Source organism: Sporosarcina sp. USHLN248, from assembly GCF_037144575.1.
In the GTDB taxonomy this organism is placed as follows: Bacteria; Bacillota; Bacilli; order Bacillales_A; family Planococcaceae; genus Sporosarcina; species Sporosarcina contaminans.
The window spans coordinates 1-19,067 of sequence record NZ_JBBCZC010000009.1 but is presented as its reverse complement, the minus strand read 5'-3'; the positions used below and the strand labels follow the sequence as shown (position 1 = coordinate 19,067).

At 41.1% G+C, this 19,067-nt stretch carries 21 protein-coding genes; 7 read left to right on the top strand and 14 right to left on the bottom strand.

Features of this window, described 5'->3' with window-relative positions:
* Positions 1-284: 284 nt before the first annotated feature.
* From WFH04_RS05270 to WFH04_RS05245, 6 genes are all read right to left on the bottom strand, one after another.
* Positions 285-1,826: an acyl-CoA carboxylase subunit beta gene (locus tag WFH04_RS05270; RefSeq protein ID WP_336823084.1), complete on the bottom strand. Its 1,542-nt coding sequence runs from the start codon at positions 1,824-1,826 to the stop codon at positions 285-287.
* A gap of 59 nt (positions 1,827-1,885) precedes the next feature.
* Positions 1,886-2,101, bottom strand: coding sequence for an acetyl-CoA carboxylase biotin carboxyl carrier protein subunit (locus WFH04_RS05265; protein WP_336823020.1), 216 nt, complete (start codon positions 2,099-2,101; stop codon positions 1,886-1,888).
* Positions 2,094-3,458 (bottom strand): acetyl-CoA carboxylase biotin carboxylase subunit, encoded by a 1,365-nt coding sequence (locus WFH04_RS05260; protein WP_336823019.1) that lies wholly within the window; start codon positions 3,456-3,458, stop codon positions 2,094-2,096. The genes WFH04_RS05265 and WFH04_RS05260 overlap by 8 nt, the downstream gene beginning before the upstream one ends.
* A gap of 110 nt (positions 3,459-3,568) precedes the next feature.
* On the bottom strand, positions 3,569-4,333 hold the full coding sequence (locus tag WFH04_RS05255) for an enoyl-CoA hydratase/isomerase family protein (protein ID WP_336823018.1): 765 nt from the start codon (positions 4,331-4,333) through the stop codon (positions 3,569-3,571).
* Positions 4,334-4,419: 86 nt separating this feature from the next.
* Positions 4,420-4,593, bottom strand: coding sequence for a 50S ribosomal protein L32 (rpmF, locus tag WFH04_RS05250; RefSeq protein ID WP_336823017.1), 174 nt, complete (start codon positions 4,591-4,593; stop codon positions 4,420-4,422).
* 23 nt (positions 4,594-4,616) lie between these two features.
* On the bottom strand, positions 4,617-5,147 hold the full coding sequence (locus WFH04_RS05245; protein WP_336823016.1) for a YceD family protein: 531 nt from the start codon (positions 5,145-5,147) through the stop codon (positions 4,617-4,619).
* 121 nt (positions 5,148-5,268) lie between these two features.
* Between WFH04_RS05245 and WFH04_RS05240 the strand changes: the two genes are divergently transcribed.
* A complete protein-coding gene (locus WFH04_RS05240; protein ID WP_336823015.1) occupies positions 5,269-6,495 on the top strand; it encodes a nucleotidyltransferase in 1,227 nt (408 codons plus the stop codon).
* 1 nt (position 6,496) lies between these two features.
* Here WFH04_RS05240 and WFH04_RS05235 read toward each other — a convergent pair whose 3' ends face one another.
* Positions 6,497-7,543 carry a SepM family pheromone-processing serine protease gene (locus tag WFH04_RS05235; RefSeq protein WP_336823014.1) on the bottom strand — a complete coding sequence of 349 codons (1,047 nt, stop codon included), beginning with the start codon at positions 7,541-7,543 and terminating at the stop codon, positions 6,497-6,499.
* A 221-nt stretch (positions 7,544-7,764) separates the two neighbouring features.
* Between WFH04_RS05235 and WFH04_RS05230 the strand changes: the two genes are divergently transcribed.
* Complete coding sequence (locus WFH04_RS05230; RefSeq protein WP_336823013.1) at positions 7,765-8,697, top strand: hypothetical protein; 933 nt, start codon at positions 7,765-7,767, stop codon at positions 8,695-8,697.
* Positions 8,698-8,744: 47 nt separating this feature from the next.
* On the opposite strand, the gene coaD is transcribed toward WFH04_RS05230, so the two are convergent.
* The 3 genes from coaD to WFH04_RS05215 are packed head-to-tail and all read right to left on the bottom strand — an operon-like array spanning position 8,745 to position 11,217.
* The gene (coaD, locus tag WFH04_RS05225) at positions 8,745-9,230 is read right to left on the bottom strand and encodes a pantetheine-phosphate adenylyltransferase (protein WP_336823012.1); all 486 of its coding nucleotides are present in this window, start codon (positions 9,228-9,230) and stop codon (positions 8,745-8,747) included.
* Between the two features lie 9 nt (positions 9,231-9,239).
* Complete coding sequence (gene rsmD, locus WFH04_RS05220) at positions 9,240-9,788, bottom strand: 16S rRNA (guanine(966)-N(2))-methyltransferase RsmD (RefSeq protein WP_336823011.1); 549 nt, start codon at positions 9,786-9,788, stop codon at positions 9,240-9,242.
* 13 nt (positions 9,789-9,801) lie between these two features.
* Complete coding sequence (locus WFH04_RS05215) at positions 9,802-11,217, bottom strand: hypothetical protein (protein WP_336823010.1); 1,416 nt, start codon at positions 11,215-11,217, stop codon at positions 9,802-9,804.
* A gap of 144 nt (positions 11,218-11,361) precedes the next feature.
* Between WFH04_RS05215 and WFH04_RS05210 the strand changes: the two genes are divergently transcribed.
* Positions 11,362-11,754 (top strand): DUF7147 family protein, encoded by a 393-nt coding sequence (locus WFH04_RS05210; RefSeq protein ID WP_336823009.1) that lies wholly within the window; start codon positions 11,362-11,364, stop codon positions 11,752-11,754.
* A gap of 12 nt (positions 11,755-11,766) precedes the next feature.
* On the opposite strand, the gene WFH04_RS05205 is transcribed toward WFH04_RS05210, so the two are convergent.
* Positions 11,767-12,039, bottom strand: a complete 273-nt coding sequence (locus WFH04_RS05205) for a YlbG family protein (protein WP_336823008.1) — start codon at positions 12,037-12,039, stop codon at positions 11,767-11,769.
* A 137-nt stretch (positions 12,040-12,176) separates the two neighbouring features.
* Here WFH04_RS05205 and WFH04_RS05200 point away from each other — a divergent pair, with 137 nt between their 5' ends.
* Positions 12,177-13,088, top strand: a complete 912-nt coding sequence (locus WFH04_RS05200; RefSeq protein WP_336823007.1) for a glycerophosphodiester phosphodiesterase family protein — start codon at positions 12,177-12,179, stop codon at positions 13,086-13,088.
* A 103-nt stretch (positions 13,089-13,191) separates the two neighbouring features.
* Here the strand turns inward: WFH04_RS05200 and WFH04_RS05195 are convergent, their stop codons facing one another.
* Both WFH04_RS05195 and WFH04_RS05190 read right to left on the bottom strand, forming a co-directional pair.
* Positions 13,192-13,635, bottom strand: a complete 444-nt coding sequence (locus WFH04_RS05195) for a YlbF/YmcA family competence regulator (RefSeq protein WP_336823083.1) — start codon at positions 13,633-13,635, stop codon at positions 13,192-13,194.
* Positions 13,636-13,699: 64 nt separating this feature from the next.
* Entirely contained in the window at positions 13,700-15,121 is a 1,422-nt protein-coding gene (locus WFH04_RS05190; protein ID WP_336823006.1) for a UDP-N-acetylmuramoyl-L-alanyl-D-glutamate--2,6-diaminopimelate ligase, read from the bottom strand.
* A 76-nt stretch (positions 15,122-15,197) separates the two neighbouring features.
* On the opposite strand from WFH04_RS05190, the gene WFH04_RS05185 reads away from it, so the two are divergent.
* A complete protein-coding gene (locus WFH04_RS05185; protein ID WP_336823005.1) occupies positions 15,198-16,013 on the top strand; it encodes an amino acid kinase family protein in 816 nt (271 codons plus the stop codon).
* A 26-nt stretch (positions 16,014-16,039) separates the two neighbouring features.
* Here the strand turns inward: WFH04_RS05185 and WFH04_RS05180 are convergent, their stop codons facing one another.
* Positions 16,040-17,119 carry a CAP domain-containing protein gene (locus tag WFH04_RS05180; RefSeq protein ID WP_336823004.1) on the bottom strand — a complete coding sequence of 360 codons (1,080 nt, stop codon included), beginning with the start codon at positions 17,117-17,119 and terminating at the stop codon, positions 16,040-16,042.
* A gap of 231 nt (positions 17,120-17,350) precedes the next feature.
* On the opposite strand from WFH04_RS05180, the gene WFH04_RS05175 reads away from it, so the two are divergent.
* Positions 17,351-17,716, top strand: coding sequence for a YugN family protein (locus tag WFH04_RS05175; protein WP_336823003.1), 366 nt, complete (start codon positions 17,351-17,353; stop codon positions 17,714-17,716).
* 156 nt (positions 17,717-17,872) lie between these two features.
* Positions 17,873-18,931: a sporulation integral membrane protein YtvI gene (gene ytvI / locus WFH04_RS05170; RefSeq protein WP_336823002.1), complete on the top strand. Its 1,059-nt coding sequence runs from the start codon at positions 17,873-17,875 to the stop codon at positions 18,929-18,931.
* The last annotated feature ends 136 nt before the right edge of the window (positions 18,932-19,067 follow it).

Sequence of the window (19,067 nt, the reverse complement as noted above, 5' to 3'; positions counted from 1 at the left end):
TTCCAAAGCGGAAACTCTCAACTCGTTTAACAAACGCTCACATACTGGAAATCGAACAACGTAGCGTTCAATATGCCGTATTTCTAAGCCCTTTGCAGAAATAAACGAACTCCCGACATTACGAATTTAAGCTGCCTTCTACATGGCAAGCGTTATGAAGCTAAGCTGAGAACATCCCTTCCTTATAACGAAAACCCTAAAACGCCTGTAGCTAAAGTGAAAATATACTTATCTACAGTCTGAGGGCCTCCATAACGGAAGCCCTCTCATTTTGCTTAATTCAATTATACAGGATAAACCGGATGTTTTTTAGGTGGTAACGGAATATCTTTTGAAGAATAAAATCTGAATCGATCCGATAGGACAGAGCGTAAATCCGATGGCGCGATAATCTCGTCAACGATGAGTTCCGAAGCCATCTTATATATATCAATTTCAGCTTTATATTCTTTATGCTTTTCTTGTACGAAGGCTATCCGCTCTTTCGGATCTTCGATTGCTTCGATTTTATTCGAATAAACAGCATTGACTGCGGCCTCTGGACCCATGACAGCTATTTGAGCGGTTGGCAGCGCGATGCAAACGTCCGGCTCGAATGCAGGACCCGCCATCGCATATAGGCCAGCACCATACGCTTTGCGTACTATGACAGAGATTTTCGGCACAGTCGCAGAACTCATTGCCATAATTAACTTAGCTCCATGGCGAATGATGCCGTCCCGCTCCACTTTCGTTCCAATCATGAAGCCCGGTACATCAGCTAAGAAAAGCAACGGAACCGAAAATGCATCGCAAAGGTTTATGAATTTCGCCGCTTTGTCTGCAGAATCGACAAATAATACACCACCCTTTACTTTGGGCTGGTTAGCGATAATGCCGACTGGCTGGCCATCAATGCGTGCAAGCCCTGTAATAATTTCAGGGGCAAACAATTTCTTCACTTCGAAAAAACTATTTTCATCAATAATCGCATCAATCGCTTCGTACATATCAAAAGGCGCGTTTTGGTTTTCAGGGATAATCTCTTCCAATGAACGGCCTTCTTTCGCAGAAATCGACCCTCGAACGGGAGGCATTGCAGTAAAATTAGAAGGGAAGAAATCAAGATAACGGCGTGCCTCTTCGATGGCCTGTTCCTCACTCGTGCACAAGACATCACCACAGCCACTAACGGAACAATGCATTTTAGCGCCGCCCATTTCTTCCAATGTCACTTTTTCACCGATTACTTTTTCCGCCATTCGCGGAGATCCTAAATACATAGATGCATTGCCTTCCACCATTATGACAAGGTCACAAAATGCAGGTATATACGCCCCACCTGCCGCCGATGGACCAAACAGCAAACATATTTGTGGGATGAAACCTGATAGCCTCACTTGATTATGAAAAATCCTGCCCGCACCACGCCGATTCGGGAACATATCAAGCTGATCCGTAATACGTGCCCCAGCAGAATCGACAAGGTATAACAGCGGCACTTTATTCTTTTCCGCCACTTCTTGAATTCGAATTATCTTTTCGACAGTCCGGGCTCCCCACGACCCCGCTTTGACAGTCGAATCATTCGCCATGACGCATACAGTTTGGCCGTTCACTTTCCCCATTGCTGTGACAACACCGTCAGCTGGCAAATCATTCGCTTCACAATTTGCAAATTTACCATCTTCAAAATATGTGCCATCATCAAATAACAGCCGTAACCGTTCTCTTACAAACAACTTATTCTGTTCTTTCAGCTTCTCATGATATTTCGGATGTCCTCCAGATTCTATTTCTCTTACCCTTTTTTCCAATTGCTCATTATAACTTGTTTGCTCTTTCATATTCGTCATCACACTACCCCTCCTGATCGAACATCTATCGGCAACTATTCAGACTTTTTTTATGCCTCAATTACCGCTAAAACATCTCCTTCATTGACGAAGTCTCCCACTTGGACATTTATGGCGGAAACTTTTCCGGCACTTTCAGCTTCGACCGGGATTTCCATCTTCATAGATTCGAGGACGATTACCGTTTGGCCGGCTTGAACCTCTTCTCCTACCGCGACATTCACCGTAAATACTGTACCAGCCATTGCAGCTTTCAATTCACCCATTTTGAACTTCCTCCTTTTTGTCTGCCAACCACTCCGAAACAACATTTGTATTATATTTTCCTGAAATAAAATCTTCGGCGTTTAAAAATTCTTTAAAGAATGGAAGATTTGTTCGCAATCCGTCAATAGAAGCATCTTTAAAAAATGCGGAGGATTTGCGAAGCGCCTCTTCTCGATTAGCCGCATGAATGATTACCTTAGCAATCATCGGATCATAATACGGCGTTACCATTTGGCTTTCTTCATATCCTTCGTCAATCCGGATACCATCTCCTTCTTCCCAAGTAATTTTTTCAATTTTCCCTGGAGAAGGCATGAATGTTTCAGGATTTTCTGCGTAAATTCGATATTCAATCGCATGTCCTGAACTCTTTAATGCTTCTTGATCTTTAATAGGCAATTCCTTTCCGCGAGCCACCTCGATTTGCCATTCCACTAAATCTAAACCAGTCACTTTCTCTGTCACTGGATGCTCTACTTGCAATCTAGTATTCATTTCAAGGAAATAAAAATCGTCATTTCCCGTTAAAATGAATTCGACTGTTCCTGCGTTTTTATAGCCTATCGCTTTTGCGGCATCAATCGCAGCTGCAAATATATTGTTTCGGGTCATTTCACTCAACTGTGGTGATGGAGATTCTTCGATCACCTTTTGATTTCTTCTTTGGACTGAACAGTTCCGTTCAAATAAATGAACGACATTTCCATACGCATCACCAAAAATTTGAATCTCGATATGACGGGCATCTTGTATAAACTTCTCAAGAAATACGACATCATCGCCGAAGTATGCTTTAGCACGATTTTTAACCGTTTGAAATTGTTGACTGAGCGCTTGCTCATTTTCACAGCGAACCATACCAATGCCTCCGCCGCCTGCACTCGCCTTCAACATAATGGGATAGCCGATGTCTTTTGCAGCAGCCATTGCTTCTTCCAGAGATGCTACACCTTCATCCGTTCCAGGCACAACAGGGACATTTGCCTGCTGCATTGCCTTGCGTGATGCAATTTTATCGCCCATCATTTCAATCGTGTCTGCATCTGGTCCGATGAATACGATTCCTGCATCTGTAGTTTTACGTGCAAAATCCGCATTCTCAGATAATAAGCCGTACCCCGGATGAATGGCATCCGCATTCGTTTTTTTCGCAATTTCAATAATCTTGTCGACTTGTAAATAAGATTGTTGAACAGGACTTGGCCCAATCTCATACGCTTCGTCAGCTTCCTTAACGAAAGGGAGTTGCCTGTCAGCTTCCGAATGGACAGCGACCGTAGCAACTCCGAGCCGTTTGCAAGTTCTAATGATTCTGAGAGCGATTTCCCCACGATTCGCTATCAAGACTTTTTGCATATCAATACCCCCAAGCTGTTTAAAGTGAACTCCCACCCACTTATAGTGTATACGATATATGAAACCGTTTTCAACTATTTATCTGAATTACTTTAATAGTCGTTGTAGTACTATCTATTTTTTTTAGATAGAAATGAAGCGACAGCTTGATGATGCGCTTCGCTCTCCCAAAGAATCGCGCATTGTTCAGCTTCCTCCATCATTCTGCTTTTTAAATCCGTGATTTCATAGCTCCGGATCGCAACTTTTTTATATGCCCTATGAACCGATGGATGAATGTGCTTCATGTCGGCAAGGAAATGCTGCAGCCCGTCTTGTATATCCCCTTCATAGATGTGCGTCGCCCAACCGATCAACTCAAGCTCTTGAGCATTATATATTTTCGCCTCAGATAAAAATCGCATGAAAACATCTTGTCTCCCCATTTTCTCTAATAGCAGTGTACTACCACCCCAACCACTCGTAATATTCAACGTTCCTTGAATGAAACCTGCACGAGCGGTAGAAGAAACGACACGGTAATCACAAGCTGTTGCAATTTCACAGCCCCCTCCGACTGCTGTCCCGTTCAAAAGAGCGATAACAGGCATTGGAAGCGTTGCAATACGATATAAAAGACCCGTCATCCTACTTAGCATCGGCAATGCCTCTTGAGCAGTCATGAAACTATGAAACTCCGATAAATCTCCGCCAGAACAAAATGCTTTATTCCCTGTTCCAGTAATGACAGCAAATGCAACTTCTTTGTCATGTTCGATTTGATCCAAAAATGACTCTAAGCCTTCCATGACCTCATTATTAATCGCATTTCTCATTTCTGGCCGATCAATTGTGAAAATAGCAATCTGGTGTTTAATTTCAATTTTATATACCATAATAACCCCTCCCCAACGGATTGTATGTAAAAAAGACCACCAGAGCCATGGTCTCTAAGTGGTCTTCATTTATAGCCGAATCTTGATTATTCGCCTACAACGTCTTTTCCTTTGTAATGACCGCAAGATTTGCAAACGCGGTGTGCCAATTTCATTTCGCCGCAGTTTTCACAAGTTGTCATACCAGGTACTTGTAATTTAAAATGCGTACGGCGAAGTCTTTTTGATGTTTTAGAAGTTCTTCTTTTTGGTACTGCCATTTGGGGCACCTCCTTATAATTACCTATTCCTTGTCAGAATCAAAAAAGTTCGCTAACTTTGAAAGCCGCGGATCCACTTTCAGACCCTTCTCTTGCTGCTGTGCATTATATTCCTCATCAGTCGTGTAGGACCAGCCCTTACCTTCTGCCTTAGTCATTTCTTTCGCTTTTTCGCTAAAAACTTGCAAAGGCACTTCTAAAAGAATAAGTTCTTCAAAAACAGGCGTTGGATCTACGACTTCCCCAATGACAGGATGAATCGTATCATCCGCCGATAGGATTGTCTCGTCCCAACTGAATTGCTCATCGGTTTCAATTACAAAAGGATAGTCGACGTCTTCCCATGTCCTTGAACACGGTAATACCATCTTCCCTTCCAATCGAAAATGACAAGTCAATTTTTTGGAGCCAATGACACAACTGCCAGTAACATGAACAGGCTGAATATCCCGGATTTCCGGATTCCGTTTTTTAACGGCGGCAAGGTCGACCACTTCGTCAAGCGGCATCGCACCTTGTCTGTATTTCTGTAATTGATGAATGGACCATTTCATGTCTACATCACCTCAAGACAACACTGTTGATTATATAATGGTTAAAAAGGGATGTCAAGATATTTTCTTGTCACCCAAACGGTGCTAACTTATAATTAAACTACATTATAACGAAGGGGTGATGAAATTGAAAGCTACAGGGATCATTGTCGAATATAACCCTTTACATAACGGCCACGTATATCATGCTGAACAGGCAAAAATTACAACCGAAGCCGATCTTGTCATCGCCGTAATGAGCGGCAATTTCCTACAAAGGGGAGAACCTGCATTTGTCGATAAATGGGCAAGGGCGCAAATGGCATTGTCTTCAAATGTCGATATCGTTTTTGAATTGCCTTATCGGTTTGCGACAGCTCATGCCCCTTTATTCGCCAAAGGAGCTGTCCAATTGCTGCAAGCTGCGGGTTGCGATGCATTTTGCTTCGGCAGCGAAGAAGGAAGCATCGATGCATTTACGAACAGCCTGACGTTGCTATCAGAAACCGAAGAACAATACGAAGCAGCAGTAAAACAAGCGGTAGCTGCAGGCATAAGCTATCCAAAAGCCTTAAACGAAGCTTATGCAGCTGTGAGCAATGATACAAAAGCGAATGTGAAACTTGCCGATTTATCGAAGCCGAATAATATTTTAGGCTTTCACTACATGAAAGCTGCCGAAGACATTCGTTCTAATATGAAAGCTGTGACAATTAAAAGAATGGGAGCCAATTACCACGATGACGCTGAAGAAGGCAAACGCATCGCAAGCGCAACTGGCATCCGGAAATCATTTTTTGAAACAGCAGCACTAAGTAAGGTTACAGGCTTCATCCCCCCCATTACAAATAACCTATTGGAGCGTTGGCAAACGACAGGAAAATCATTTGGTAGCTGGCAAACCTTCTATCCGCAGCTGCGCTTCATCATTCTAAGAGATGGCCCTGAACGTTTGCGTTCAATCGCAGATGTGACCGAAGGAATTGAAAACTTGTTTTTTAAGGCTGCACAAAAAAGCGATACGTTTGAGGATTTCATGTCAACAGTAAAATCAAAACGATATACGTGGACACGCATACAACGAATGCTGGTCCACATTTTAAACGGATTCACATATGAAATGAGAGAGCAAATGGAGATGCCATCTTATTTACGCCTTTTAGGTATGAGCCAAAAAGGGCGTTCTTATTTACATGAGCAAAAAAAGAATTTTTCTTTGCCAGTCGTTAGTAAAGTCGCAGCTATAAAAGACCCTTCTCTTCAAATGGACTGCACTGCTTCTGATATTTATGCAATTGGCACAGCTAACAACAAAGGTCATATAGAAATCGGAAAGGACTATTCATCCCCTCCGATCATAGCTAAATAAATTATTTTTCTTCCAATTGACGTAAATAATTCAGCGCATCATCCACTGTCTTCACTGGCACGATTTTCATCTTCGTGCCTATTTTCTCTCCCGCCTTTACCGCTTCTTCATAGTTGCTCATAATGCCTGGATTCAATTTTTTAATTTCATCTGTTAATTCATCATCCGGCGCGAAAAAGATTTCAATCCCTTGCTTATCAGCAGCCATCACTTTGAAATCCGCTCCACCGATACGACCAACCGTTCCGTCTGGCAACATTTCGCCAGTACCAGCTATGTTATAGCCTCTCGTCAAATCTTCATCTAAAAGCTGATCCATAATTTCAAGCGTAAACATGAGTCCCGCAGAAGGACCTCCGATTTCGGCAGTTTGGAATTTCACTTCCGGGTCGGTCTTTAACTCGCGATCTTCCTGAAATTCAATACCTAACCCTGGCCTGCCATTTGAGTTCGGCAGTTCAGCTAATTGAATAGGGACTTCAATCGTGTCTCCTTCTCTTTCAACTGTTAAATCAACGATATCGCCAATATTTTTGGTTGCAATGAGTGAAGCGAATTGCCCTTGCTCATTGAGGGGAGACCCGTCTATCTTCCTAATTTTATCGCCCGCTTCCAACTTTCCATCTGCCGCTCCTTCTGGAAGCACTCTTACGACAAATACTCCATCATATCGAACATCTACTGGAATGCCCGCTTTTTCAAAAGCGACTGTAATCGCGTTGAATTGAGAATCGGACATCATCTTTAATTGACGGATATTATATTCTTTCTCATTCTCACCTTCCCTCCGCACTTTATTGATCGGTAAAACTTTCATCCGATCGGAAAATTTGGATAGCGCATAAGAGAAAGGTGTTGCTTTTGTAATCGCTATCGTCATTAAGCTGAATGTTCCTTCATCGTCTTGATCTCCACCAACAACTTCTACAATTGGCGCTAAATCGTATGCTCCGCCAGGTTTTGATATGTAGTAATTTAGCGGATAAAGAAATAAAAAAGATGCGATGACAAGCATAGCAACAATGAGTCCAAGTCTTTTCATTTTCATTTTCATACACCTCCATTAATAGCCTGTACTGTCTGAACATATATATAAGTGGGCAATAGAAAAGCGGAGGCGTAAAGATCGATTGACCGATCGCAGCATACCATTGATGTGCCAAATATGTGCTTTTCCACAATTAACCTAATCACTTTTAATAGTGTACCATCAGAAAAAAATGTAATAAAGGATTTTCCTGTTATCGAAACAATTGTTGAAGGGAGTCTATGCATGAATACCTTAGCAGCCTTCATGCTTGTGAAAGTTCCATGGTCAATTTAATCATTATTTGGGGCATGATCATATTATTCATATTACAGCCTGGCGTTGCACATGATGGAGCTGAAGCTGGTGCCTATTTATTTTTACATGCGTTATTGCCATATTTGCTACCATATATCATTCTGACCCAATGGCTACTGAAAATGCCTGTAAGAAATCCAACGGCAAAAAGATGGAAACGCTATTCAAAAGCCTATGTATTGGGCTCTTTCGGCGGTTTTCCAGTCGGAGCAGTTACCATTACGGAAATGGTGAAAAACGGTGAATTATCTCGCCGGGAAAGCGGCCTTCTTTTAGCGGCTTGTCATGCTCCCGGGCCTATGTTTATCTTAGGATTCGTCGGTACTGAATTGTTTGACAATCCGTTATCAGGCTGGAAATTGCTACTCGCCATCCATATTGCAAACTTGCTATTCTTTTGCCTCACTCTATTGTTATTAAAAAACAATAAAGGAAAACGCGATCAAAAAAACATTGACTTGGAAAAGAAAACGAAAAGTGCCCCTTTGTTAGAAGCAATTAAAGAAAGTTCCGGCGTCATTATTTTAGTAGCTACGACTGTCATATTTTTTTCATCCTTAGGAAATGTACTAACAACCGCTGCTTCAACTGCATTCACCGTCGACTTAGGAATCGCAAAAACAATTGTTCTCTCCATTTTCGAAATGACTTCAGGAGTCCAATCGGCAACGGATCATTTTTACAATTACCCGATATTCCCTTATCTTATCGCTTCTATTATCTCTCTGAACGGATTAAGTATTCATTTGCAAGTATTTGTTATTGCTAAATCCGTAAATACGCCGCTCATGCCTTATGTCTTCAGCCGGATATGGAGCGTAGTCGCCGTTCCTGCTATTCTTTATCTGTTCATGTAAAAAGGCTATCAGGAATATTACAGCTTTTCCGGACAGCCTTCTACTTTTTATTTTTTGTTGAATTTGTCATTTAAAGCATGCTGTACGACAGGAGGAACAAGCGCTGAAATATCTCCTCCGTATTGAGCAACTTCTTTTACAATGCTTGAACTTAAAAAAGAATATTGATTGTTCGTCATGACGAAAAATGTTTCAATGCTCTCGTCTAACATACGGTTCATTGATGTGATTTGCATCTCATATTCAAAATCAGAAACAGCCCTTAGCCCACGAACAATAGCTGACGCACCTACTTTATGGGCATAATCCATTAACAAACCGGATGATGATTCAACTTGCACATTTCCGAACTTTGCGGTCACCTCTCGGATTAGCTCAATTCGCTCTTCTACAGTAAATAATGGATTCTTGGATGAATTGTTCATAACCGCCACACGAACTTCAGTAAACACTTTAGCCGCCCTTTCGATAATATCGAGATGGCCATTCGTAATTGGATCAAAACTTCCTGGTACTACTGCAATTTTAGACATATTGCAACCTCATTTCATATAGATGGATATTGCACTGCTCCCGTAAACTGGGTTCTTTTCTTTTATGAACGGTCCATAACTTTCCGGCAAGGTTAATTGCTTATCATGCTCACAGACAATGATTGCATTGTCATTCAACAATCCGGCTTCGTACATTTCCATAACAAAGTTGTAGTATTCCGTTTTTGCATATGGCGGATCAACGAAAAGCAAATCAATCGCAACGGACGATGCTTGCAATGTTTTCACGGCATGCTTTGCGTCATTCCGAAAAATATGTACAAATTCTGTAAATCTGCATTTCTCGATGTTTTCTTTAATAATGGCACATGCCTTATTGTTTTTTTCAAAAATATAAGCAGTATCCATACCGCGAGATAAAGCTTCGATTGAGAGGGAGCCGCTACCGCCAAATAATTCTACGACAACTCCCCCATCGAAATAAGGGCCGATCATATTGAAAATCGATTCTTTCACTTTATCCGATGTAGGTCTCGTCGAATTGCCTGTCAACGATTTTAACTGTGTACCTTTCCGGCTTCCTGAAACAACTCTCAAAAATTCCCACTCCTTAGATCACTGTTTGTTCAATGACGATCGAATCCTGTTTTTCTTGCACGATTAAATGGAATATGCGCCTTAAAGCATTTTCTTCAAAATAATAGCGTCCGCCGATTTTTTCGTAAGGCATTGAAGTGACTGTATGTTTTTTATCTTCATGAACATAAAATGGGTCTCGTAATGAAAACCGATACATTTCATCGTCGTTTTGCACGTATAATGACCTGTCATTGGACGTTACGTCATATCCGAATTGTGCAAAGAGCTCCTTCGCTGGATAGTATTTCTTTCCATCTTTTAGAATGGAAGCAATATTATCTTTCGGCTCTCCGCCGACAATTATCTGGCGAGGATCTTCAAATAGAAATGGAAATGACCCTTGTAAATTGTTGCGGATAAAAGATGTGTTCATATCAGCTACTTTACCGATTGCTTCATCTAACATTGCGGCATGTAAGCGAGCGCCCATCGGTTTGCTTTGCAATGACTCACGTAACGAGACCATTTCTTCATCCGTCATTCCGGCAGTTAAATCGGTAAACAGTTTCTTTGTTTTTTCAGTGCCTACAGGAGAACCGTTAAGAATGGAAGCTGCGATTTCTCCAGTAAGTATTTCATTTTCAGGTATTGTATAGCGGAAACGGATCGCTTTTTTCAGCAAAGGTGTTTCATTCTCCTGAGGTGGCTGTCCTGTAATAACAAATCGATCCGAGTGCAAATCCTTTGCTCTATTTCTTTGAACAACAGTTAAATTCGGGACGTTGAAAGAAGTGAGCAGTTGGTCGATGCCTTCATAACTTTCTCCGTCAAGGTTTTGTCCATAGACAGTTAACGCATTGCCTTTATAAGCAATTGGCAATACTTCTTTTTGCCAATAAAGATCGGTTATTTGTCCATCTCCCTTGTATAATGAGTACTCAATCATTTCCATCTGCTTAGTGCCGATCCAATTTAATCCGCTAATCCAAATGCCGCCAGAGTTTGTTTCATCTGTCAAGTGCATTGTTGTCGTTTCAGGCAGTGCATTCCGAATCGCTGCAAATGGCTCTTGAAAAAACATCGTATCCTTGTTCGCTGCTTTTTTCGGGATTTCGTATGTAATAGATTGAGTCTCCTCTTCCCCTTTGGAAAAAGCGATTAAACTTTCATTCAGCCTTGAACAGGAAGCATAATTCTCTGTATCGCATTTACGGTTCACACTATCTTTTGGCCAAATGATTTCTGCCCGCTCCGGGCCTAAATTTTCAAATGTATGCCGAACGACCAAAGAGTGTTCTCGATTGATTACTTCTATCTCTTGGCTATATACTTCATGCTCCTTACTCTCCTGAGCATCCCACGCATCTGCCATTTGGATATATTGCATATATACTAATACGACATTGATTACTAATAAAAGGACGATTGTCCTTATTGCAAATTTCATTTTCTGCACCTCGATGCGCTTTGATAGATGATAGTTATTATGTACAATGGTATGATTCCTATAACAAACGCTTTCTATTGAACAAAAAGCGTGATGATTGCGTTATCGCATTCAACTTTTAAAAATACGAAAGGCAGTGTATCCATGCTACAGCAAACTTTTATTGAATTAGGCGGAGGATATGGAGACGTCTATGAATTAATTGAACTAATTACTACAAATCAACCGCGTTTACATCGCACGTTCATCTTCACTCATGAAAACGAAAGCGGGCAGTTCCTCTCATTGGCAGCCGCTTTCCGTCCCGCTGGAGAAAGTAAATTTATGCCCATTTATATTTGCAGAGAAGGCATCCAACAAAAAGGGGATGCTGTGCCGGCTCGGAGACGGCTGTTTGAAGAAGCCGCTCTTCATTGCGGATCAAACCCGGTTATCATCCCATTGAAACACTCAACAGAGTTTGCGGATGTTAAATTATTTTATCAATACATCATCGGCATACTTCGCCTGAATCATTTGCTCCCTCCGCTGCAATGATCGCTGAATAATTTACAGACCGATTTTATAGTCGTATTCTTTCGCTTTATCCGGCTTAGCATTCTCATATTCCGTTTTCACAAATGGACGGTATGAAGGCACAACTTTTTTTACAGAAGGCAGACGCTCGATTTTACGCATCACTTCTTCCACTTCTGCCTGATCGCAATAAAGGACTACATATTTCATCTTTCTTGAAATATAGTGGACATGCCCAAATTTACGTAATGATTTGGCCTGCTTTAAATGATGGAGATAAACGATTATCCCTTGTCGATCAATCATGTTCTTCGCCTCTTTTCCTACCCCATACAATACCATAGGTAGGAAAAGAGTCGCAACCGAACATTGCTGACAGCGCTATCTTTTTCACCTATAATGAGGTTAGATTCGAACGAATGATAGAATAGGAGGATCCGGAAATGGGAAGGAAAACAAAGGTGGCTCTTACGGTAGGCGCAGCTGGTGTTGCCGCATGGGCCGCATCCAAAGTTGTCGCAAAGCCGAAACCGCGACCCGATAAAACCGCCTTGCAATTTAGCCAGCCAATTATTTTGGCGAAGCGCGGAGGAACAGAAGGAGCGCCCGAACACACAATGGCAGCTTTCAAAAAATCTGCCGAATTAGGGGTGCATGGGTTCGTAGTAGATATTCGATTGACAAAAGATGAAGAGATCATTATCTTCCACGATGAAACGGCGGATCGGACAACTGATTTCTCCGGAAAAATTTCGGATTACACATTGGATGAACTGCGAAAAGCGGATGCGGGTTACATGTATATGAATGAAGAAGGAGATTATCCATTTCGAGGAAAAGGGGAAAAGATTGTAACATTGCAAGAACTAGTCAATGCCTTCCCCCAGCTGTTAATCGCAGTAAACTTGAAAGATTCACCGGATACGTATGAAGGGAGTTTAATGCCTTCCAAATTGTGGCGGTTGATCGAAGAAACGAACACGCAAGATCGTGTCATCGTCATGAGCACATTCGATGAGCAGACGGATCGCTTTAATTTATACGCACAAAACAAAGTAGCGATCGGTGCCGGGAACGATGAAGTAAAAAAAGCATATGCCGCTTTTACAAGCAAGTTTGGACATTTGTACAATCCAAAGGCAGACGTTTTCAATGTGTCTGAAAAGATGGGGATATTCCCTCTTAATACGGAAGGATTCATTAACTTCCTCCATAACGTCAATATTCCAATTTATTATGAGGATGTCAATCAGGAAGACAAAATAGAAAAACTGTTAAAGGCCGGGGCAGCAGGTTTTATTTCCGAAACACCATCAGTAGCCTTAACGATTATTCAGCATCAAGCAGAAAATTGAATACCGCCCCGCATACATATTGTTGCGGGATGCATAGCCAAAAGAAAACCGATTGAAAGGAGATGCCTTCAATCGGTTTTTGTACGTTATAGAAGTATAACGCTTAAGCAGAACAAGAACAGCTGCCCCCGGATCCACAGCCGCCACCACAAGATGAATCTGCGAAGAAACCATTGCTATTCGGGACTTTTACGGATTCCGAAACGGAACGGGCAATAATGGCACTGATTTCCGTAAGTAAATCTTGCACATCATTTTCCGCTAACCGCAATGCGGCCACTTGTTCGATCATATCGATCTCCCTTTTTAGAAGTCGGATCGATTTCATAACTGTATTATAATCGGGATGATATCTCCCGAAGCGTTGTACTTCCTCATAGCGCTCTTTCATGTTATTAAATTCGGAGATTTTGTTTGCCAATTCTTTATCGGCATAGACAGCATGATTCGCCCTTCTATAATCGGCCACAATTTCCGAAGAAAGTAACATATCGGAGAGCGCTTCCGCTTCCTCAATGATGGATATCCATTCATCCGTCATCATCATAGGGCTTTCCCTCCATTCATTCTTATCATAACAAATAAATCGGAAGGTGCGCACCCATTCTGTATCATTCAATTGGTTGAATTTTATTTTTGTCAAGCAAAGCATCCATTGCAACTCTATAATCCGAGAAAGAAGTAATTCCGAATGCAGTTTGCTGCGTCTCCTCATGACCTTTCCCCGCTATTAGAATAACATCTCCTTCTCGAGCCTGAAAAATCGCCTTCCGAATCGCCTCTTTCCGGTCAGGTTCCATTTCAATTTGTACTCCACGGGCCGAATCAATGCCTAATTGTATTTCATCCATTATGTCAAGAGGATCTTCTGATCGTGGGTTATCGGAGGTAATAATGACCGATGAAGAATACTTTCCAGCTATTTGCCCCATTTTCGGCCTTTTCCCCCGATCTCGATCTCCTCCGCATCCAAATACAGTGATCAGCCCTCCTTTCCATTCTGTCCGCAATGCTTCAAGCACAGCTTCAAGAGCGTCTGGCGTATGAGCATAATCAATATAAACTGCGGTCCCTCCAATTTCCATTCTTTGAAGCCGTCCAGCCGGCAAAACGAGCGTTTGACAGAAAGGTAGTAATTCGGATAATGAATAGCCCATTAACCGCACAACACTAATAGCCGCCATCGCATTCATCTTATTATGCCGACCTAATACAGCCCCTGAAAACTGAATATCTGGAACCCACTCATTTGCCACCATAAACTCATTAAAGTAGTATATTTCCGCAGTTGCATCATTTACCATCGCTATACAATTGCTATCGTCCATATTGACGACTAATTGATCAGCCATGGTGGATAATTTTTTCTTCGCCATAAAATAAGCCAATTTCCCACCATGCTCTTCGTAATGATCGATTCCTAAATTTAAAAACACTCCAATATCGATGTCGCAATGCTCTAAACGTAATGTCGAAAGCCCCAATGAAGATGCTTCCATTACAATATGAGTTATTCCCTCATCTTCACATCTTTTCAATAAAGGATGGAGATACTCAGGCGGCAATGTCGTCATTTCTGGCACATCTATTTTCCACTTTACACCATTAACGAAAATACCTGTAGTGCCGAGAACTGCTACTCTCACTCCTAATGCTAATAATAATTGACCAATAAAATGCGTTACAGTTGTCTTGCCATTCGTGCCTGTCACTGCAATGACAGTCAACCGCTTTGAAGGATTGCCTGCCATTTTTGCACAAGCATAGGATAAAAACCTTCTACTATCAGGCACTAAGACGAATGGAACTTCCTCCCGCTGGCCTGCACAATACGCATATCGATCTGTAACAATCGCAGCAGCACCTCTTTCAAGCGCTTCTTGTATATGCAATAAACCATCATCTTTTTTCCCTTTTCTCGCAACAAATAAATATCCTTCCTTGACGTTCGAAGAGTGCTCCGTAATCCCTTTGATCGAAACCCCGATATTCCCATTCACCGTACAGGGCCAGTCTTTAACGATCTCTGCCAATAACAGATGCCCCATCTCCTTCCCGAACAATTTTCACAAAATGCGAATATATTGAGAGCGAACCATACTTTATCGTATGAAAAGGATGAAACGAACGTCACGAAGAAAGTTGGGAGTTATGATGATTGTTCAAAAATTTGGTGGCGTGGCCATGAAAGATAAACAAAGCAGAAAATTATGCATTGAACACATTAAAAACGGTTTGAAAGAACATCAAAATGTTATCGTTGTCGTTTCTGCAATTGGGAGGGGCAGTGATCCTTACTCCACTGACAGCCTGTTACAATTGACCGATGCTTTTTCTTCGTCAAAAGCAGCGAGCGATCTTGCTGCATCATGTGGAGAATTGATTGCAGCCGCTGTGATTTCCGCGGAGTTGGAGCAAGAGGGTGTACCGAATCGTGTTTTGCACGGTATCCAAGCAGGCATTTGGACAGCTGGGAATTTCGGAGACGGTACGATCGTCGATATCGATCCAGCAATGATTACCGATTCACTGTCCCAAACCGGATGCGTTGTCATTCCTGGCTTTCAAGGAATTAATGAAAATGGCCAAGTGATGACAATCGGTCGAGGAGGCAGCGATTTGACCGCTATTGCTCTTGGTGCCGCTTTGCGGGTTTCTCATGTTGAGTTTTTCAAAGATGTTCCTGGTGTCATGACGGGAGACCCCCGAACAAATGAGAATACAACTAAATTATCTGACATGGCTATCAATGAACTGCTGCCTCTACTTGAAACAGATCGACCGATCATTCAAAAAAGAGCAGCTTTGTATGCGATGCAAAAAGCGATTCCCCTTTATATAAGAGGAATCGCAACACTTGAAGAGGGTACTTGGATTTATCCAGCAGTAACAGATCGCAAAAGTAACAAGAATTCAATCCATTAATACGTATAGGTAAAGATGTTTTATCTTCAACTTTCTTGATTAAACTGATTTTGCTCTTCTTTATTGGCACGTATGAGCACTTGTGTATAAAACTTTCCGTATGCACCTGTTCCGATATGAGTAAAACTTTCTTCTAATAATACATCTCGGTGAGCCGGGGAATTTAGCCATCCATGTACTGCTTCAATTGCATCGACATACTCGGACGCTATATTTTCCCCCGCTTTCTTATGCTCAATTTTCGCCTCTTTCAATCGCTCAGACAAATTTCCTGCGGATGGTGATTCATGGGAAAAATAGTTTTCAAGAGCCATGTCTTTACTATGGTTTTGTGCAACTGATGTAAGCCAATAATCCGTTTGCAGCTTGCTGATTTCATGATGTTCGCGATACTCATTTGTCAGCTCAACAATTTGTCTTTCCATACTTCGATCTACTTCCATTTGCAATGTAGACGAAGGCTGCTGTATAGGAATCATTTCTCCTGTATACTCCATTGCATACGGCTGATGGACTACAAGTGTTTCAGCGTCTAAAAACCGTATGCCCTCAATGATCTGATCTTTGCCATCAACATATATTTGGGCATATAGATCTTCGTACTTAATTAATATCCGATTCATCATATCTTCACTATTCAAACTGAATGAATAACTATTTTCTCCGATTGGGACATTCACTTCCGATTCAATAATTGAAAAGCGGAAAATCTCCTCAACGTTTTGTCCTATTTTAAAGGGAGACATATCAGAATGTTCACTTGAGCTATATACTTGATTGATTATTCCGTCCTGAACTCCGATTAATAGATAACCATTACTTGAATATTGCCACCAATCGTATCCATAAGCGGAAGGCTCAATCCGATCAGGCTCTCCTAAATCTGCAATGACCGACTCAGATTTTTTCCCTACATATGTCGAGAGTCCTTTTTCAGGCCGCACAGGAGCTGTTGTTTGAAAATCGTCTTTAAGTTCTGAAGGAATTGCTGTCCCCTGTTTGACTGGAGATTCAAGCGGCTCATTTTCCTTCACCCTACTATCCATCAAATAAAACAAAAATAGAAGGATCACTACTAAGACAACGATTTTCCATAATACTTTCATAATGTCCTGACCACCTTCCCCTCTTAAATCTACATATCCACCTTACATAAAGTAAAGACAAAAAGTCATCTTTTATACTTACTTCGTCTATATATTCCATTTTTAAATAGCGAACCCTAAAGATCACGAAATTGTTGACACAATGTTGTCATTGCAACTATCCTCAATTTGTTCTATTATAAGGAAGTATAGCCACACGACTGGATGAAACATGAAGGAGGACGTTGTCTTATGTATATTGAGAATACAGGCATTGAAGAAGTAGTCGCTGACTTGTCTTTGCTAAAAGAAATCATGTCAAAACATGATCTCATACTTGCCGGACAATGGGATTACGAAAGAGTAACATTTGATAAGAAATACGTTATCAAGGATGGTACATACTACTTGCGTGTATTCGGATACACTCCGGATGGAGATGTAGGTGCACGAGATGCAATTATCCATCTTAAAAAACCTGTAATCGGCAAACATTATTATCCGCACGGCGTTGAGTATGGTGAAGATGAAAACTTCCCAGAAAGCCTTGTAAAAGATTGCGAAAAGACGCTTCAAGCTGTCATGGAAGATCTGAAACCATATCTTTCAAACCAATAAATACGATTGACCAATGGTAGGCAGCTAAATATTTCCTTACTGCCTATGATTCATGTAGAGGAGAAGGCCGGAGAGCGAAACGCTTTCCGGTTTTTCTATTCAATTCTTCCTAATTTGGTTATAATGAAATTAATGAAAATATTGGAGGAATTTATCTTGTCAAGATGGCTTACAAAACGGAATTTTTTAATCTTTATTAGCATCCTCATTATTCTATTCATTCTGATCTTCATATTGCCAGTTTCCATCCCTATCATTTTAGCTTTATTGACTGCAATGCTAATTGAACCTCTTGTTAAATTGACAGAAACGAAATTCAAATGGAAGCGCAAACTTTCCGTCATTGTGGTCTTCATTTTTGTGCTTGCCGTCGTGGCGGTTTCAATATACTATATAACGACATCACTGATCGGTAAACTAATCCAATTTACGAAAGATGCTCCAAACTATTTAAACAAGCTATCAGGCGTTTGGATTGATATACAAAGTAAAATGTTTCATTTCACATCAGGCATGCCGGAAGACGTTGAAAAAACGATAAAAAAAGAAATCGATGGCGTATTAAATTCCTTGAAAGAATCGTTAATTGATCTATTGGATTATAATAAAATACTATCGTTAGCTGCTGAAATTCCAAATTTTTTAGTTAGTTTAATCGTTTTTTTAATTGCACTATTTTTATTTATGTTAGAACTGCCAGAGCTCAAAAAAATGGTCTATAGACATTTGACGGAGAAAACAGCCGAAAGAGTACGCTTTATGACGACGAGATTGAACTCTGTCCTTTTCGGTTTCATGAAAGCACAATTGTTAGTCAGCTTCATTATTTTAGCTGTCTCTTTCGTTGGATTGCTGTTTATCGCACCGAAATACGCAGTCATCATGTCATTTGTCATATGGGTTATAGACGTTATACCAATTTTAGGGTCCATCATCATTTTAGCTCCATGGTCTCTTTACCAATTTATTAGCGGCGACATTGCTATGGGAACAAAATTAGCCATTTTAGCAGCAATTCTTTTAATTATTCGCCGAACAGTAGAACCGAAAGTAATGGGCAACCAAATTGGTCTGTCCCCTTTGCCTACACTTATCGGCATGTTTATCGGGTTAAAGCTATTTGGAGTATTAGGTTTTTTCATTGGCCCATTAATTGTAATCCTGTTCAATACAGCACGTGAAGCAGGCATTATTAAAATGGATTTTAAAATATGATTAAAGGGGCTGTCCAATAAGTCCCTAAAATAGAACAGGTGGCGAAAAACGAATCGTTTTTCGCCACCTGTTCTTGTATTTTTCTCATTCAATACTGAAAGTAGCTCGCGGATGCCGGCCACTTTCAGTAGATTGT

Bases quoted from the DNA above. Each gene is read 5' to 3' on its own strand.
- WFH04_RS05270 (WP_336823084.1), bottom strand. From the start codon at position 1,826: ATGAAAGAGCAAACAAGTTATAATGAGCAATTGGAAAAAAGGGTAAGA.
- WFH04_RS05265 (WP_336823020.1), bottom strand. From the start codon at position 2,101: ATGGGTGAATTGAAAGCTGCAATGGCTGGTACAGTATTTACGGTGAAT.
- WFH04_RS05260 (WP_336823019.1), bottom strand. From the start codon at position 3,458: ATGCAAAAAGTCTTGATAGCGAATCGTGGGGAAATCGCTCTCAGAATC.
- WFH04_RS05255 (WP_336823018.1), bottom strand. From the start codon at position 4,333: ATGGTATATAAAATTGAAATTAAACACCAGATTGCTATTTTCACAATT.
- rpmF (WP_336823017.1), bottom strand. From the start codon at position 4,593: ATGGCAGTACCAAAAAGAAGAACTTCTAAAACATCAAAAAGACTTCGC.
- WFH04_RS05245 (WP_336823016.1), bottom strand. From the start codon at position 5,147: ATGAAATGGTCCATTCATCAATTACAGAAATACAGACAAGGTGCGATG.
- WFH04_RS05240 (WP_336823015.1), top strand. From the start codon at position 5,269: ATGAAATTGAAAGCTACAGGGATCATTGTCGAATATAACCCTTTACAT.
- WFH04_RS05235 (WP_336823014.1), bottom strand. From the start codon at position 7,543: ATGAAAATGAAAAGACTTGGACTCATTGTTGCTATGCTTGTCATCGCA.
- WFH04_RS05230 (WP_336823013.1), top strand. From the start codon at position 7,765: ATGCATGAATACCTTAGCAGCCTTCATGCTTGTGAAAGTTCCATGGTC.
- coaD (WP_336823012.1), bottom strand. From the start codon at position 9,230: ATGTCTAAAATTGCAGTAGTACCAGGAAGTTTTGATCCAATTACGAAT.
- WFH04_RS05215 (WP_336823010.1), bottom strand. From the start codon at position 11,217: ATGAAATTTGCAATAAGGACAATCGTCCTTTTATTAGTAATCAATGTC.
- WFH04_RS05210 (WP_336823009.1), top strand. From the start codon at position 11,362: ATGCTACAGCAAACTTTTATTGAATTAGGCGGAGGATATGGAGACGTC.
- WFH04_RS05205 (WP_336823008.1), bottom strand. From the start codon at position 12,039: ATGATTGATCGACAAGGGATAATCGTTTATCTCCATCATTTAAAGCAG.
- WFH04_RS05200 (WP_336823007.1), top strand. From the start codon at position 12,177: ATGGGAAGGAAAACAAAGGTGGCTCTTACGGTAGGCGCAGCTGGTGTT.
- WFH04_RS05195 (WP_336823083.1), bottom strand. From the start codon at position 13,635: ATGATGATGACGGATGAATGGATATCCATCATTGAGGAAGCGGAAGCG.
- WFH04_RS05185 (WP_336823005.1), top strand. From the start codon at position 15,198: ATGAAAAGGATGAAACGAACGTCACGAAGAAAGTTGGGAGTTATGATG.
- WFH04_RS05180 (WP_336823004.1), bottom strand. From the start codon at position 17,119: ATGAAAGTATTATGGAAAATCGTTGTCTTAGTAGTGATCCTTCTATTT.
- WFH04_RS05175 (WP_336823003.1), top strand. From the start codon at position 17,351: ATGTATATTGAGAATACAGGCATTGAAGAAGTAGTCGCTGACTTGTCT.